We start from the raw sequence: 16021 nt of genomic DNA, 5'->3' as shown, positions 1-16021 counted from the left end.
GTTTTACCATAGACCAGAAACGGGAGCCTTCGGGAGTCCGTTTTTTTCTATTTAAGGAGGAATGAAAGTGATTGAACTTGAGAAGATCTCTAAGGTTTTTGGAACCGGAGGGAGAGAAGTCCATGCCATTGACGATGTGTCGTTGTCCATTGGCAAAGGGGAGATATTTGGAATTATTGGTTTTTCCGGAGCTGGGAAATCCACCCTGGTCCGCTGTATTAACCTGTTAGAGATGCCTACAAGCGGAAGGGTAACGGTAGATGGAAGAGAACTTACAACGTTGTCTCCAAAGGAATTAAGAACTGCCAGAAAAGGGATTGGAATGATTTTTCAGCACTTTAATTTAATGCCCTCCCGTACTGTTTTTGGAAATGTAGCGTTTCCATTAAAAGGAAGCAATTTATCCAAGCAGGAAAAAGAAGAAAAAGTACGGGAACTTCTCCGGCTTGTGGATATTGGAGATAAGGAAAATGCTTATCCAAACCAGCTTTCCGGTGGACAGAAGCAGAGAGTTGCCATTGCAAGAGCACTTGCCAATGATCCTAAAGTTCTTTTGTGTGATGAGGCAACCAGTGCTTTAGACCCTCAGACCACCAAGTCAATTCTCCAGCTTTTAAAGAAATTGAACAAACAGCTTGGGATCACCGTTGTGATGATTACTCATGAAATGGCTGTAATCAAAGAGATCTGCAGCAGAGTGGCTGTTATGGAGAAAGGAAGACTGGTGGAGGAAGGAGAGGTGTTTTCCATCTTTGCCAATCCCAAAGAGGATGTGACCAGGGATTTCATAAAAACTACCTCCAACCTGCAAAAGATCAGTGGTCTTTTAAAAGAGGATTCTCCGGTAACCAGATTAAAACCAGGGGAGATGATTGTCCGCCTTTCTTATGTGGAGAAAAATGTTTCAGAACCACTCATATCCATGGTTTCGAGGAAGTTTGATATTGATTTAAACATTATTTTTTCTGATATAGAGATCATTCAGGATGCTCCCATCGGCGGCACTGTGGCAATTATGAGCGGTAAAAGAGAGCAGATTGATCAGGCGATGAATTATCTGGCAGAAAAAAATGTAGGAGTGGAGGTGATTAAAGATGCTGGAATTGCTTCATAGTTTAATCCCCAATGTTATGGGGAAACTTCCTACTTTTTATAAGGCAATTGTGGATACATTAGTTATGGCGTTCTGGTCTGGTTCTATTTCCTTTGTTCTGGGTATGATATGCGGAGTGATTATTACCGTAACCAGGCCGGCTGGAATTCTGGAGAATAAAGGGGTTTATCAGGTGTTTGACAAGGTGATCAACTTCTTCCGTTCTATTCCATTTATTATTCTTCTGACAGGTGTTATGCCTGTTTCCAGACTGATTATGGGAACCGCAATCGGCGTGGAAGGTGCCATTGTTCCCCTTGTGTTTGGAACTGTTCCATTTTTTGCCCGTCAGATTGAAAGTGCTCTTGCTGAAATCGACCGGGGACTCATTGAGGCAGCTCTTTCCATGGGAAAAAGTCCGATGGAAATTATCTTCCGGGTTTATCTGCGGGAGAGCATTGCAGGAATTGCCCGCAGTACTACCATTACTGCCATCAGTCTACTTGGACTGACAGCCATGGCAGGAGCCGTAGGAGCCGGCGGTCTGGGTGATTATGCCATACGTTACGGGCATGACAGAAATCAGACAGATGTGACTTATGTGACCATTTTAGTTCTTGTTATCATGGTGAGTATTGTTCAGATTATCGGTAATCAGGTGGTAAAGAAAAATACTCATTAGCAGGTTTTATTCAAATGGAGGTATGTAAATGGAAATTCAAAAGAGAAAGATTGTTATCATAGGAGCCGGTCATGTTGGTTCCCATGCCGGTTATGCCCTGATCTCCCAGGGACTTTGTGAGGAGATTGTTTACATTGACACAGATACAAAAAAAGCGGCAGCACAGGCTTTGGATTTATTTGATGCCACCGTATATTTACCAAAACGCTGTATCGTGCGCGCCGGTGATTATACCGATGCAAAAGATGCTGATTTAATGGTCGTAGCAGCCGGTCCCCTTCCGGATATGAACAAGGGTCAGACCAGAATGGATACTCTGAGTGAGACCATTGCTATTATTAAGGAAGTAACCGAGAATATCCGGACGTCTGGATTTGAGGGGATTATTCTGAATATCTCCAATCCTGCCGATGTTGTGACCCATTACATTCAACATACCCTTCACTATCCGGCGGAGAAGATTTTATCAACCAGTACGACTTTAGACAGTGCAAGGCTTCGCAGAGCTATTTCAGAGGCGATTGGAATCGACCAGAAGTCTATTTCCGCGTATGCCCTTGGAGAACATGGGGAGAGCCAGATGGCGGCATGGTCAGCGGTGACCATTGGAGGCAAGCCCCTTGCACAGCTTCAAAAAGAGAAGCCGGAAGTCTACGGAGTACTTGATCTGAAAGCAATTGCAGCAGAAGGAAAGGCCGGCGGCTGGCATGTACTGGCTGGAAAAGGTTCTACAGAATTTGGAATCGGAGCCGCTATTGCAGAGGTGGTTCGTGCCATCTTCGGCGATGAAAATAGAATTCTTCCGGTATCTACTCTTTTAACCGGACAGTACCGGGAAACCGATGTGTACGCAAGCGTTCCCTGTGTGTTAAATCGTCATGGGGTTGCCCAAGTGGTAGAACTGGCGTTGACAGAAGAAGAATTTGAAGAGTTTCACAAGTCTTGTCAGACAATGAAGGAAAACTTTGATCTGGCACTTACTTTTTAATCATATAACAACCAAATGGAGGAAACAAACATGAAAATTAAAAAATTAATTACCCTTACCTTATCAGCAGCCGCTTTTTCCCTGGCACTGACAGCCTGCGGTGGAAAATCCGGAGAGACCACAGATAAGCAGACCACAGAAGCGGGACAGACAACAGAAGCCGCTTCCACTGCAGAAAAGAAAGATCCGGTTACCGTAAAACTGGGGGTAGTGGGAAGTATTTACGAAGATATATGGGAGCCAACCAAAGAAACCTTAAAAGACGAAGGCATTAACCTTGAAATTGTACAGTTCTCTGATTATGTAACTCCTAACAATGCTCTTGCAAACGGAGAAATTGATTTAAACGCATTTCAGCACCGCATTTATTTAAAGAATGAGGTAGAAAGCTACAATTATAAGATTGAAAACATTGGAAATACCTTTATCATACCTTTAAACGTTTATTCCACCAAAGTAAAAGATATTTCTGAGCTTAAAGATGGAGATACGGTTGCCATTCCCAATGATGTAACAAACGGGGGACGTGCCCTTAAAGTTTTAGAATCAGCCGGTCTGATTCAGATAAAAGAATCAGCAGATTTTAACCCTACCCTTGATGATATTGAGGAATATAAAGTTAAAATTAAGATTGAAGAGCTGGCAGCCAATACCATTCCTTCCACACTTGCTGACGTGACAGCAGGAATTGTCAACGGAAACTATGCCCTTGATTTTGGTTTAAAGACAGAAGAAGCCATCTTTAAGGATACAAGCCTTGGAGAAGAGAATTACTGGAACTTAATTGCAGCACGCAGTGAAGATGTTGCAGATCCAGAGAAAAAAGCATTATATGAAACCATTGTAAAGACATTCCAGTCTGAAAACACAGAAAGCGTATTCAACGATACATTTGGCGGATACTTCATCAAAGCCGGCTGGGATCAGGATTTATTAAACAAATAAGAAAGAAGGGTCGTGAGACGATGATGGATTTTCACAAAGAAGCTTTGAAGGAGATCATCAGGGATGAATCCCGTATCCGGTTTGAACAGATAGAACCTCGGTTTCTAAGTGATAATCTGGGGCGTTTAAAGGGAAGAGCGGATGCGCTGGTCTTCCCAGTCTCTCAGGAGGAAGTGAGCGGGATTCTGGCATTTGCCCACAAGAACCAGATTCCCGTAACACCAAGAGGAGCGGGAAGCAATCTGGTTGGTTCTACGGTTCCGGTCCAGGGAGGAATCATTCTTGACTTATCCCGTATGAACCGCATACTGGAACTGGACCAGGATACCTTTACTGCCACTGTGGAGCCTGGTGTTCTTTTAAAGGATTTTCAGGCTTATGTTGAAGCGGAAGGCTTTTTCTATCCTCCGGACCCGGGAGAAAAAGAATCGACTCTCGGCGGGAATATCAGTACCAATGCGGGAGGCATGAGAGCGGTCAAATATGGCGTCACAAGAGATTATGTGCGGGGGCTTGAGATCGTTCTGGCAGACGGTACGGTTTTGCAGGTGGGAAGCAAAAATGTAAAGGATGCCAGCGGATTGTCCCTTAAAAACCTGGTCATTGGTTCAGAGGGAACTCTGGCAGTGATCACCAGATGTATCTTAAAAATCATTCCAAAGCCAGAGACTTCGTTAAGCGTATTAGTTCCTTTTAAAAACCTGAGAACAGGAATAAACAATGTACTTACCATCTTACAGGCAAATGCAAATCCTACAGCAGTGGAATTTGTAGAAAGAAAAGTAGTAAGCCTTGGAGAGGAATTCATGGGAATCCGCTATCCAAGACCAGATGCAGGCTCCTATATTCTTCTCACCTTTGACGGGAGAAAAGAAGAGGTAGAAGCCTCCGCATTGCAGGTTCGGGAACTGGTAATGAAACATGGGGCCATGGACTATATTCTTCTTGATGACAAAGAACTGGCAGATGGCATATGGAAGGTAAGAGGAGCTCTTGTGAAAGCGGTTGAGGCAGTATCAGAGCAGGAACCGGTGGATATTGTGGTTCCCATCAACCAGAGCGCTTCTTTTATTGAATATGTCAACCAACTGGAACTGGACTCCAGAATGCAGATGGTCAGCTTCGGCCATGCAGGTGATGGAAATGTGCATCTGTGTGTAGTCCGGGGAGACCGGGATGAAGAAACCTGGAACAGAGAATTAAAGGAAACCATGAGAAAGATCTATAAAAAGGCATATGAACTTGGCGGTCTTACTTCTGGCGAACATGGAATCGGAATCAGCAAACGTCCCTATTTCCTTCATGAAACCCCAAAAGAGAATCTTATGGTAATGAACCGGATCAAAGATGCCCTCGATCCCCTTGGAATTTTAAATAGTGGCAAATCATACATTACAGGAGGCAACAACCATGCAGAAACTGTCTGACCGCACTGCGGGATTTACGGATTCCGTAATCCGACGCATGACCAGAATCTCCAACCAGTACAACGCGGTTAATCTATCCCAGGGATTCCCTGACTTTGACCCGCCAAAGGAAATTCTTGACCGTTTAAAAGAAGTGGCAGATGAAGATTTTCACCAGTATTCCATTACCTGGGGAGCACAGAATTTCAGAGAAGCCCTGTCCGCAAAACAGTCCGGTCCAATGGGACATGAAATTGATCCAAACAGCGAGATCGTAGTAACCTGCGGAAGCACAGAAGCCATGATGGCTGCCATGATGACAGTAGCAAATCCTGGTGATAAGGTAATTGTGTTTTCTCCGTTTTATGAAAACTATGGTGCTGACACCATTTTATCGGGAGCAGAGCCGATTTATGTTCCTCTTCATCCGCCCCTGTTTCAATTTGACCCGGCAGAGCTGGAAGCGGCATTTGCCCAGCGCCCCAAAGCACTGATCTTATGCAATCCTTCGAACCCCTGCGGGAAAGTATTTACTCTGAAAGAGCTGACCTTCATTGCGGATCTGGCAAAGAAATATGACGCTTATGTGATTGCAGATGAAGTATATGAACATATTGTATATGCTCCGAATAAACATACCTATATTGCTTCACTTCCAGGAATGTGGGAACGGACAATCTCCTGCAGTTCTCTTTCAAAGACCTACTCCATTACCGGCTGGCGTCTTGGCTACATCATCGCTCCGCCTGAGATCATTCAAGTAGCAAGAAAAGTGCATGATTTTCTGACTGTAGGAGCAGCAGCCCCTCTTCAGGAAGCAGTGATTCCCGGTCTTTTGTTTGGACCGGAATACTATGAAGGACTGCTTTCAAAATATACAAAGAAGCGGGAATTGTTTCTAAAAGGTCTTGATGACATTGGATTATCCCATACCGTACCGGAAGGTGCTTATTATGTAATGATGGATATTACAGACTTCCACTATGAAAGTGATCTGGAGTTCTGTGAAGTTCTGGCAAGAGAAGTGGGTGTAGGTGCGGTTCCAGGTTCCAGCTTCTTTAAAGAGCCGGTTAATAATCTGATCCGGTTCCATTTTGCAAAGAAAGATGATACTCTTTATGAAGCATTAAACAGGCTTTCCCAGATAAAAAAGAGAATTCCTGTAAAGAGCAGAGGACTATAAAGATAACAAGAGGACTGTATTCCCTTTGGGGTGCAGTTCTTTTTTTGATTTCCATTGACAATTCTAAAAACATAGATATAATAGTTGTGAATGCAATTGTTGCATGTGCAACATAGAAAAAGAATGAATGTGGAGAATGGAATATGAAAAACCTGCTTCTTTATGCGAAAAAGTACAAAAAGGAATTTATTCTGGCGGTGATCTGCATTGAGGCTGAGACCATATTTGAATTGCTCATACCAATGGTTATGGCTGATATTATTGATGTTGGAGTCGCCACCGGAGACAAGCCGTACATCCTGATGAAGGGAATTCAGATGGTAATTTTTGCCGTCATATCCCTGGTTCTTGGACATGCCTGTGCAAGGTATACGGCTCTTTGCGGCAATGGAATCGGTGCAGAGATCAGGAAGGCTGAATTTCAGAAAATGCAGACCTACTCATTTGCAAACACAGACCGGTTCAGTACCCCTTCCCTTGTAACAAGGCTGACCAGTGATATTACTACAATCCAAAACTCCATTACAAACGGGATGCGTCCTGGCTTCCGCTCCCCGGTAATGATGATAACAGCTATGGTAGTGTCCTTCTATCTGAATCCAAGGCTTGCCATGGTGTTTTACCTGGCTGCCCCCATTCTTGCAATTATTTTATTCTTCATCATAAAGAATGTCAGACCTCTCTATAGCAGGATGCAGGGCGCCATAGATCTGGTAAACCGGATTATCCAGGAAAATCTTGTGGCAATCCGGGTTGTAAAGGCGTATGTCCGCGGGGATCATGAGGTTCAAAAGTTTCATGAGGTAAATTCCAATCTGCAGAATACTTCCGAACGGTCCTTTTCCCTGGCTTCCCTGAATATGCCAGCCATGCAGTTTGTGATGTATGGAACCATCCTTTCGATTCTATGGTTTGGTGGTAATATGGTAATTGGAGGCTCCATGAAGGTGGGAGCCCTGACTAGCTTTTTAAGCTATGTGCTTCAGGTGCTCAACTCCCTTATGATGTTTTCCAATGTGTTTTTACTCTTTACCCGTTCTCTCACTTCCTGGAAACGAATTTCAGAAGTGATTGATGAGGAACCTGTAATCAATGACAGCCGTGCAAAAGATCTCACCATAGAAAAAGGCGGAATCTGTTTTGATCATGTGTTTTTTAAATATAAGGAGACAGCCAGAGAGTATGTTCTTTCTGATATATCCTTTGAGATTAAACCAGGACAAACCGTAGGAATCATTGGGCAGACCGGTGCGGCAAAGAGTACCCTGGTACATCTGATTCCAAGGCTTTATGAAGCCACTTCCGGTAACATTTATATAGATGGTCACCCTATTTATGAGTATACACAGGATCATTTAAGGGATTCCATTGCCATGGTGCTTCAAAAGAATATTTTATTCTCAGGCACAGTCAGGGAGAATCTTTTGTGGGGAAAGGAAGATGCCACAGAAGAAGAACTGGAACAGGCTTGCCGCATTGCCTGTGTGGATGAATTTCTTGACCGCCTGGATGCCGGTTATGATACGGAACTGGGGCAGGGCGGTGTCAATGTGTCCGGTGGGCAGAAACAGCGCCTTTGCATTGCCAGAGCCATATTAAAATCGCCGAAGGTGTTAATTCTTGACGATTCCACCAGTGCTCTGGATACGGCTACTGAGGCAAAGATTCAGGAGGGTCTGGCGAAAACACTTCCGGATACCACAAAGATTATTATCAGTCAGAGGATTACTTCCATCATGCACGCAGATCAGATCATAATTCTTGATGACGGCAAAGTCAATGCCATTGGCATCCATGAGGAGCTATTAAACAGCAATGAAATTTACCGGGATATCTATGAGTCCCAACAGAAAGGAGGGCGGGAAGGCTTATGAGAACCACAGGACGTGCAAAGCCTCAAAATGCGAAAAAAACCCTGATTCATCTTCTGAAATATCTGGGGCGACATAAGATATCTGTATTATGTATCTCTGTTTTTGTGTGCATCAGTGCACTATCTGGAATCGCAGGCACTTATCTTTTGAGACCGGCAATCAATAACTACATTATTCCCGGAGACATTCCTGGGCTGGTCCGTATGATCACCGTGATGGGGCTGGTGTATCTTGCCGGAGCCATTTCCTGCCTTTTCTATAACCGGATGATGGTCCATATATCCCAGCAGGTGGTGGGAGAAATCCGGATGGATTTATTCCGTTCCACCCAGAAACTGCCTTTGAAATTCTTTGACACCCACACCCATGGGGAATTAATGAGTCATTTTACCAATGATGTAGATACCATTTCCGAGGCGCTTAATAACAGCTTTACCTTGCTGATCCAAAGCTTTATCACATCAGTCGGAACGGTTGTGATGCTGGTGATTCTTGATGTGAGACTGTCTTTGATTGTTGTATTCTTCCTTTTGGTTATGATTATTTATATCCGGAGAAATGGAAGACTTAGCAAAAAATATTTTGTACAGCAGCAGAAGAATCTGGGCAATATGAACGGTTTTGTGGAAGAGATGGTAGAAGGTCAGAAGGTAGAAAAGATTTTCCGCCACGAAGCACAGGATTTTAAACAATTTTGTGAGCTTAATGAGAAGCTCCGCATCTCTTCAACCATGGCAAATACTTACACAGGTATTACGGTTCCAACCGTTGTTTCCCTTTCGTATATTAACTATGCCATTTCAGCCTGTGTGGGCGGTCTGTTTGCACTTTCCGGACTGATTAACCTGGGAACTCTGGCATCTTATCTGGTTTATGTAAGACAGAGTGCCATGCCCATGAATCAGTTTACCAATCAGGTTAATTTCCTTATGGTAGCATTTGCCAGTGCGGAGAAGATATTTCAAATGATGGAGGTTGAACCGGAGGAAGATCAGGGGATTGTGACTTTAAGCCGGGTGGAAACAGGAGAAGACGGAACCCTTACTGAGTCAGATTCTTATACAGGTTCTTTTGCCTGGAAGGTGCCGGATGAAAAACAGGGACACCGTCTTATTCCATTAAAGGGTGATGTCCGGTTCCAGAATGTGGTGTTTGGCTACAATAAAGACAAAAATATATTAAATGGAATCAGTCTTTATGCCAAGCCAGGTCAGAAGATCGCTTTTGTAGGCTCTACGGGAGCCGGGAAAACCACAATTATTAACTTAATCAACCGGTTTTATGAATTAAATGATGGAACCATTACCTATGACGGAATTAATATCCGCAACATTAAAAAGGATGACCTTCGGCGGTCTATTTCCCTGATTGTACAGGATACTCATTTATTTACAGGAACCATTGCAGATAATATCCGTTACGGAAGGCTGAATGCCACCGATGAAGATGTGTTTGAGGCAGCAAAGATTGCCAATGCAGACTCCTTTATCCGGCGTTTGCCAAATGGATATGAAACCTGGTTAGAAAGCGATGGAAGCAACCTGTCCCAGGGACAGCGGCAGTTGATCGCCATTGCCAGAGCTGCCATCTCCCAGCCCCCGGTTCTTGTTATGGATGAGGCAACCAGTTCCATTGATACCAGAACGGAGAAGCTGATTGAAAAGGGTATGGATGCGTTAATGAAAGACCGGACTGTATTTGTAATTGCCCACAGACTTTCCACTGTCCGCAACTCCGATGCCATACTGGTTCTGGAGCAGGGAAAAGTGATTGAGCGGGGAAATCATGAAGAACTGCTGGAGCAGCAGGGAAAATATTATCAGCTTCATATGGGACAGTTTGAACTGGAATAAGAAGGATTGTGAAAAGAGGGAATGATGAAAAAGCACAATATAAGAGAATTAATGGTGCGTGGAGAAAGAGCGAGAAAACAGATATTTTCCCCTCTGTTGTCCGGGTTTGGATTGACACCTGGTCAGGGGCAGGCAAGAATTTTATACTACCTTCTCCAAAAAGATCATGTAACGCAGAAGGAACTGGCAGAAAGCTGCCATTTTGAAGCAGCTACCATGTCAAGGAACTTAGATAAACTGGAAGGGATGGGTGTACTGACGCGAAAGCATAACCCGGACTGCAGACGTTCCTTTTTAATCTGTCTGACAGAAAAAGGTGTGGAAGAAGCCAGAGAGATCGGAAAGGTATTTGACCGGTTCGAGCGGATTGTCTGTGAGGATATATCGGAAGAAGAGGTGGAGATATTTTGTAAAGTCCTGCTTCGGATGTGTGAGAATTTAGAATCTTATGGTGAAGAAGAAAAGTAAGGATGGTCAGGCAGGACGATTGACACCGGTCTGGTTTCACTGGTATAATTTTCAATAACAAAGAGGTTTGGTTTGTCTGATAAGGAGCGATTATGACATTACAGGAAAAGAATGATGCACTGCGGTCTTATATAAAAGAGATGGGAAGTCTTGCGGTTGCCTTCTCATCGGGAGTGGATTCCACCTTTCTTTTAAAAACAGCCCACGAAGTCCTTGGAGATCAGGTGATTGCTGTAACAGCCCGCTCCTGCTCATTTCCTGAGCGGGAGTTAAAGGAAGCAGAAGATTTCTGTAAAGAAGAGGGCATTCGGCATTTTATTGTGGACAGTGAAGAACTGGATATCGAAGGATTTGACAAGAATCCAAAAAACAGATGTTATTTATGCAAGCACGAATTATTTGAAAAAATTGCAGTCATTGCAAAAGAGCAGGGAATGAGGGAGATCGCTGAAGGTTCGAACTTAGATGACAACGGAGATTACCGTCCTGGTCTTGTTGCTGTTGCAGAGCTTCATATAAAAAGTCCCCTGCGTCATGCGCAGTTGACAAAGGATGACATTCGGCAGCTATCCAGGGAGCTTGGATTAAAAACCTGGGATAAGCAATCCTTTGCCTGCCTTTCCAGCCGGTTTGTCTATGGAGAGACCATTTCCCGGGAAAAGCTGTCCATGGTGGATAAGGCAGAACAGCAGCTGCTTGATCTGGGATTTGGGCAGGTAAGAGTACGGATTCATGGCACCATCGCCAGGATCGAAGTAATTCCTGCCCAACTGGAGAAACTTTTGGCAAAAAGGGAAGAAATTGCAGAGTATTTTCACGAACTGGGATTTTCCTATGTTACCATGGATCTGGACGGATACCGGATGGGCAGTATGAATGCCACCCTGGACGAGGCAAAATAAAGGTTAAAACATAAGACCAGCCAAAGCGGTTTGAAAGCTTTGGCTGGTCTTTAAATATGATAAAGGCATTGCAGTGACCTTTCATATCTGCTATAATGATAGGTTAAATGATTAGTTGAAAGGATTTGAGGATGTTTTTATATCAAGTCATAAATAACCAGGAGATAGTAATTCTTGGATACCGGGGATATAATGGTTTTGTAATTATTCCCCAGAAGATTCAGGACATGCCAGTAACAGGGCTGTCTGCCTATGCGTTTTCCGGAGGCTGGGGAAGAGATCAGGTAATGGAATCAATGGAACAGGAGATGCGCTATTGCGATGAAGAGGGCAATCCCATATGGCCAGATCCGGAGGAACTTCCTCCGGTTGTAAGCTGCGAAACCCTTAAAGAGATTTACCTTCCTTCTTCCATTAAAAAGATTGGGAATTATGCGTTTTATAATTGCTATGAATTGTTGCGCATAGAATGTTTTAGTTCCATTGAAGATCTTGGTTCCGGACTGTTCACAGGATGTACCGGCGTCCGTACTTTGGATATTCATATGGTTGATGGACCCCGTTCCTGTTTAAAGGTGATTTTATCGGAGTTAAGACAGGAACTTTATGTAAACTATTATACCGGCCATGGAAAAGCGAGACTTTTATTTCCGGAGATGTTTGAGGAATCTGTGGAACATACACCGGCAAGAATTATTATTCGGGAGATGCACGGATGCGGACATATGTACCGCTATTGTTTTGATTTAGCGGAATTTCAGTTTCATAAATACGATGGTTTGTTTCCCCATCTCCAGATACAGGAATCAGAGCGGGTGATTGCCTCCCTTGTGGTAAACCGGCTTTATACTCCCCTGCAGCTGCTGGAGCATGACAAAGAAATCTACGAAGCTTATGTAAAAGATCATATGGAAAGTATTGCAAAACAGGCGTTAAAAGAGGATCTGGATATGTTTTACTGGTTTGCCGGAGAATACGGCGAGAACCAGGAGGTGTTTGACTCTATGGTGGACATGGCGGCAAAAAGGGACAATCCGGAATTATCAGGGCGCTTGATGGATTTAAGGAGGCGGAGGTTTCCGGCTAGGAAGAGGGTGTTTTCTCTGTAAGGGGAAACAGGAAAGGCAGGTGATTTCATGATTGATCCGGTAAAAGAAAGGCAGATAAAAGAACTGGAAGAGGTAGAGGTCGGGCACCGGATTCTTATGAATGCCCGCAATGAACTTTATCTGAATTTTCGATATCTTGATGTGGCACTGAGCAGTTTTGTCTTTGAAGCGGACCGGACAGGTGCCAGGTTTTCCACAGACGGCTATGTGATTTATTATCAGCCTGATCTGTTGTTTTCTCTTTATAGAAGCAGCCGGATTTTAATTAACCGGGCATTTCTTCATATGCTGTTTCATTGTCTGTTCTGCCATTTAAGCGAGATGGGAAACCGGGAAAAAGAGATTTGGGATGTGTCATGCGACATTGCCATTGAATCAATTCTTGACAGTTTTTATGTCAAGTCCGTTTATCGCCATCAGTCGGCATACCGCAGGGAAATTTACGGAAGAATTAAGGCAAGGCGGAATGTCTTCACTGCAGAGGGAATTTATAAAGATTTAAAGGGCATGAATCTTTCCACCGAAGAACTGGGAAGAATGGCATCAGAGTTTTATGTGGACAGCCATGAGCTGTGGGATGAAGAGGAAGAACCCAGAATACGGACTCAGCGCCAGAATAAATGGCAGGAAATGCGGGAAAAGATGGAGACCGAGATGGAATCCTTTGGAGAGGACGATGCCCAGTCAGGCAGAAGCCTTTTAGAACAGGTAAAAGCAGAGAACCGGGAGCGATATGATTATAAGGGGTTTTTAAGGAAATTCGCAGTACTGAGGGAAGAAGTGGAAGTGGACCCGGATTCTTTTGATCCTGTTTTTTATACTTATGGAATGACTCTTTATAAAAATATGCCATTGATTGAACCGTTGGAGACAAGAGAAGTATTTAAAATTGAAGAGTTTGTGATTGTTATCGACACTTCTATGTCTGTATCCGGAGATCTGGTTAAACTTTTTCTGGAGGAGACTTACGGCGTTTTAGGGGAATCAGAAAGTTATTTTAGAAAAGTAAACATTCACATCATTCAGTGTGATGAAGAGATTCGCTCTGATGTGACCATAACCAGCAAAGAAGAGATGGAAGACTATATGGAACATTTCACCTTGTCCGGTTTTGGAGGAACGGATTTCCGTCCTGCCTTTGAGTATGTGAATGGCATGTTAAACAAAGGTGTATTTAAAAAACTGCGGGGGTTATTGTATTTTACCGATGGAAAGGGAATCTATCCTCTTTCCATGCCACCGTATGAAACTGCCTTTGTGTTTATGGAAGACCAGTATGAGGACATATCAGTTCCAGGCTGGGCAATGAAAGTGATACTGACAGAAGACGATTTAAACGTTCAATAACAGGAGATGCTGTCATGAATATAAAACGAGCAAAAGAAGAGATTAAAAATACCATTGAGGCTTATTTGTTAAAAGATGCCCATGGTTCTTATGAAATACCGTCTCTCAGGCAGAGACCCATTTTTCTTATGGGACCGCCAGGAGTCGGAAAGACCCAGATTATGGAACAGGTAGCAAGAGAGTGCAAAGTAGGATTGGTGGCTTACACCATCACCCATCATACCAGGCAGAGTGCGGTGGGACTGCCTTTTATTACGGATAAAAAGTTTGGAGACGAAGAGTACCGGGTAACAGAATATACCATGAGTGAAATCGTAGCTTCGGTATACGATAAGATGGAAAAGACAGGATTAAAAGAAGGAATTCTTTTTATTGACGAGATTAACTGTGTGTCTGAAACACTGGCACCCACCATGCTCCAGTTCCTCCAATATAAGACCTTTGGCAACCACAGGATTCCGGAGGGATGGGTCATTGTAACTGCAGGAAATCCCCCTGAATTTAACAAGTCTGTCCGTGATTTTGACGTGGTGACCCTGGACCGGCTGAAACTGGTTCATGTGGAGGCGGATTTTGGTGTATGGAAAGCCTATGCGTATGACAACAACCTTCACTCTGCGGTTATATCTTATTTAAATACCAGACCGGAGAACTTTTTCCGCATTGAATCTACGGTAGACGGCAAATTTTTTGCCACACCAAGAGGCTGGGAAGATTTATCCCGTTTTATCCAGATCTATGAACGCCTTCAAAAGAAAATAGACCGGGATGTAGTGCAACAATACATTCAATTTCCAAAGATTTCCAAGGATTTTGCAAATTATCTGGAACTATACTATAAATATCAGGACGATTACCAGATTGATGAAATTTTGGCTGGAACCATTCGGGAAAGCCTGTGTAACCGTTTAAAACGTGCGCCATTTGATGAAAAATTAAATGTAATCGGACTTCTTTTATCCAGACTTTCCCAGCATTTCAGGGGAGTTGCAGATCAGGCAGATAAAACAGCTATGCTGATGGAACAATTGAAACAGTTGAATCCTGAAACAGGTAATCAGAAAGAATCATCCATGGTCAAAGCTCTTTCCGATTTAAGAAAAGAATGGAAAGAATCCTCTGATAAAAAGCGTAAAGCCGGATTGATGAACCGCAGGGAGGATTATCTGTGCCGGGATGTAGAGACCCTTTTAGCCTTTTACGAGGAAACTCTTAAAAAAGAAGGTGATTCTGATGGGGAAACTTCCTGGCAGCGAATCCGTCAGCTTTTTTCTGAAGAAAGCAAAAGCTATGAGACTCTTCTCTTAGAGGGCGGAAAAGCACTGGAATATGCCTTTGATTTTATGGAAGCTGCATTTATGGCAGGGCAGGAAATGGTTGTTTTTGTCACAGAGTTAAACACCGGGTATTATAGTGTGAAGTTTCTGGAAGAGTATGAATGCGAGAGATATTATCAGTATAATGAAACTCTTTTATTTAAAGAAAGAGAAGATGATTTAAGAAATCGTATTGATAGTTTAGGAAAATAGTGTATAAAAACCAAAGTATAGCTCCATAATAAGAAAGAAAAGGAGGTAGTGCTATGGGAAATAAAGCATTGAATTACACAGCTCTTACCATTGCCATTATCGGCGCAGTAAACTGGGGACTCATTGGATTCTTCAATTTTGACCTGGTGTCATTTATTTTCGGAAACATGACATGGCTTACCAGAGTCGTGTATGGCCTGGTAGGTATCTGCGGATTGTATCTGCTTACCTTTTACGGCCATTCAGAGGCCAGAGCAGACTGATAGGAAGATTGATCAGAAAAAAAGGGCATTGCTTTGTGACAAACATTTTTAGGTCATGAGGCAGTGCCCTTTCGCTGTGCATGAAAAAGGCCGAAAAAATTTAATTAAAAATGTAAATTGGTATTATGAAAATAAAAAAACTGACGATATAGCAATTAGAATGGAATGCACTTCATGTGATATGGTTGAAGAAAAGCCGCTGGTCGGTGATCTATACCGGATAGTCCATTCTCCATAGCTGTTTTGAACACTTAATTAGAACGACATGGTATCAAGCAAGGTTTCAGTCTGTTGTTCAGGGCCCGAATGACAGATTAGGAATATATAATCTGGGGGACAGGGAAGTCCCCGACATAATTCAAGGAGGTACTACAAATGA

General features: G+C 43.3%; 14 protein-coding genes. All 14 read left to right on the top strand.

All coding sequences use genetic code 11. The features are described from left to right. Positions 1-67: 67 nt before the first annotated feature. Positions 68-1114 carry a methionine ABC transporter ATP-binding protein gene (locus FAY33_RS16505; protein WP_143322410.1) on the top strand — a complete coding sequence of 349 codons (1047 nt, stop codon included), beginning with the start codon at positions 68-70 and terminating at the stop codon, positions 1112-1114. Further along, a complete protein-coding gene (locus tag FAY33_RS16500; RefSeq protein WP_143322335.1) occupies positions 1095-1775 on the top strand; it encodes a methionine ABC transporter permease in 681 nt (226 codons plus the stop codon). The genes FAY33_RS16505 and FAY33_RS16500 overlap by 20 nt, the downstream gene beginning before the upstream one ends. A gap of 28 nt (positions 1776-1803) precedes the next feature. Then, positions 1804-2763, top strand: coding sequence for an L-lactate dehydrogenase (locus FAY33_RS16495; RefSeq protein ID WP_143322334.1), 960 nt, complete (start codon positions 1804-1806; stop codon positions 2761-2763). Between the two features lie 30 nt (positions 2764-2793). Then, positions 2794-3708 carry a MetQ/NlpA family ABC transporter substrate-binding protein gene (locus tag FAY33_RS16490; protein WP_143322333.1) on the top strand — a complete coding sequence of 305 codons (915 nt, stop codon included), beginning with the start codon at positions 2794-2796 and terminating at the stop codon, positions 3706-3708. A 20-nt stretch (positions 3709-3728) separates the two neighbouring features. After that, the gene (locus FAY33_RS16485; RefSeq protein WP_143322332.1) at positions 3729-5135 is read left to right on the top strand and encodes an FAD-binding oxidoreductase; all 1407 of its coding nucleotides are present in this window, start codon (positions 3729-3731) and stop codon (positions 5133-5135) included. Then, on the top strand, positions 5119-6297 hold the full coding sequence (locus FAY33_RS16480; protein ID WP_143322331.1) for a pyridoxal phosphate-dependent aminotransferase: 1179 nt from the start codon (positions 5119-5121) through the stop codon (positions 6295-6297). Before FAY33_RS16485 ends, FAY33_RS16480 begins: the two co-directional genes overlap by 17 nt. 143 nt (positions 6298-6440) lie before the next feature. After that, positions 6441-8171 (top strand): ABC transporter ATP-binding protein, encoded by a 1731-nt coding sequence (locus FAY33_RS16475; protein WP_143322330.1) that lies wholly within the window; start codon positions 6441-6443, stop codon positions 8169-8171. Next, the gene (locus FAY33_RS16470) at positions 8168-10024 is read left to right on the top strand and encodes an ABC transporter ATP-binding protein (protein ID WP_143322329.1); all 1857 of its coding nucleotides are present in this window, start codon (positions 8168-8170) and stop codon (positions 10022-10024) included. The genes FAY33_RS16475 and FAY33_RS16470 overlap by 4 nt, the downstream gene beginning before the upstream one ends. 24 nt (positions 10025-10048) lie before the next feature. Beyond that, a complete protein-coding gene (locus tag FAY33_RS16465) occupies positions 10049-10492 on the top strand; it encodes a MarR family transcriptional regulator (protein ID WP_243126808.1) in 444 nt (147 codons plus the stop codon). Between the two features lie 92 nt (positions 10493-10584). After that, on the top strand, positions 10585-11394 hold the full coding sequence (larE, locus tag FAY33_RS16460; RefSeq protein WP_185967667.1) for an ATP-dependent sacrificial sulfur transferase LarE: 810 nt from the start codon (positions 10585-10587) through the stop codon (positions 11392-11394). Positions 11395-11525: 131 nt separating this feature from the next. After that, positions 11526-12503, top strand: a complete 978-nt coding sequence (locus FAY33_RS16455) for a leucine-rich repeat protein (protein WP_143322326.1) — start codon at positions 11526-11528, stop codon at positions 12501-12503. A 27-nt stretch (positions 12504-12530) separates the two neighbouring features. Further along, complete coding sequence (locus FAY33_RS16450; protein WP_143322325.1) at positions 12531-13850, top strand: VWA-like domain-containing protein; 1320 nt, start codon at positions 12531-12533, stop codon at positions 13848-13850. Positions 13851-13864: 14 nt separating this feature from the next. Continuing rightward, the gene (locus tag FAY33_RS16445) at positions 13865-15379 is read left to right on the top strand and encodes an AAA family ATPase (RefSeq protein ID WP_143322324.1); all 1515 of its coding nucleotides are present in this window, start codon (positions 13865-13867) and stop codon (positions 15377-15379) included. Between the two features lie 53 nt (positions 15380-15432). Further along, on the top strand, positions 15433-15642 hold the full coding sequence (locus FAY33_RS16440; protein ID WP_143322323.1) for a DUF378 domain-containing protein: 210 nt from the start codon (positions 15433-15435) through the stop codon (positions 15640-15642). The last annotated feature ends 379 nt before the right edge of the window (positions 15643-16021 follow it).

Source organism: Clostridium sp. HBUAS56010, assembly GCF_007115105.1.
Lineage (GTDB): Bacteria > Bacillota > Clostridia > Lachnospirales > Lachnospiraceae > Lacrimispora.
This window is presented reverse-complemented; position numbering and strand designations above follow the sequence as displayed.

Coding starts and splice junctions, on each gene's coding strand:
- FAY33_RS16500 (WP_143322335.1), top strand. CDS start 1,095: ATGCTGGAATTGCTTCATAGTTTAATCCCCAATGTTATGGGGAAACTT.
- FAY33_RS16495 (WP_143322334.1), top strand. CDS start 1,804: ATGGAAATTCAAAAGAGAAAGATTGTTATCATAGGAGCCGGTCATGTT.
- FAY33_RS16490 (WP_143322333.1), top strand. CDS start 2,794: ATGAAAATTAAAAAATTAATTACCCTTACCTTATCAGCAGCCGCTTTT.
- FAY33_RS16485 (WP_143322332.1), top strand. CDS start 3,729: ATGATGGATTTTCACAAAGAAGCTTTGAAGGAGATCATCAGGGATGAA.
- FAY33_RS16480 (WP_143322331.1), top strand. CDS start 5,119: ATGCAGAAACTGTCTGACCGCACTGCGGGATTTACGGATTCCGTAATC.
- FAY33_RS16475 (WP_143322330.1), top strand. CDS start 6,441: ATGAAAAACCTGCTTCTTTATGCGAAAAAGTACAAAAAGGAATTTATT.
- FAY33_RS16470 (WP_143322329.1), top strand. CDS start 8,168: ATGAGAACCACAGGACGTGCAAAGCCTCAAAATGCGAAAAAAACCCTG.
- FAY33_RS16465 (WP_243126808.1), top strand. CDS start 10,049: ATGAAAAAGCACAATATAAGAGAATTAATGGTGCGTGGAGAAAGAGCG.
- larE (WP_185967667.1), top strand. CDS start 10,585: ATGACATTACAGGAAAAGAATGATGCACTGCGGTCTTATATAAAAGAG.
- FAY33_RS16455 (WP_143322326.1), top strand. CDS start 11,526: ATGTTTTTATATCAAGTCATAAATAACCAGGAGATAGTAATTCTTGGA.
- FAY33_RS16450 (WP_143322325.1), top strand. CDS start 12,531: ATGATTGATCCGGTAAAAGAAAGGCAGATAAAAGAACTGGAAGAGGTA.
- FAY33_RS16445 (WP_143322324.1), top strand. CDS start 13,865: ATGAATATAAAACGAGCAAAAGAAGAGATTAAAAATACCATTGAGGCT.
- FAY33_RS16440 (WP_143322323.1), top strand. CDS start 15,433: ATGGGAAATAAAGCATTGAATTACACAGCTCTTACCATTGCCATTATC.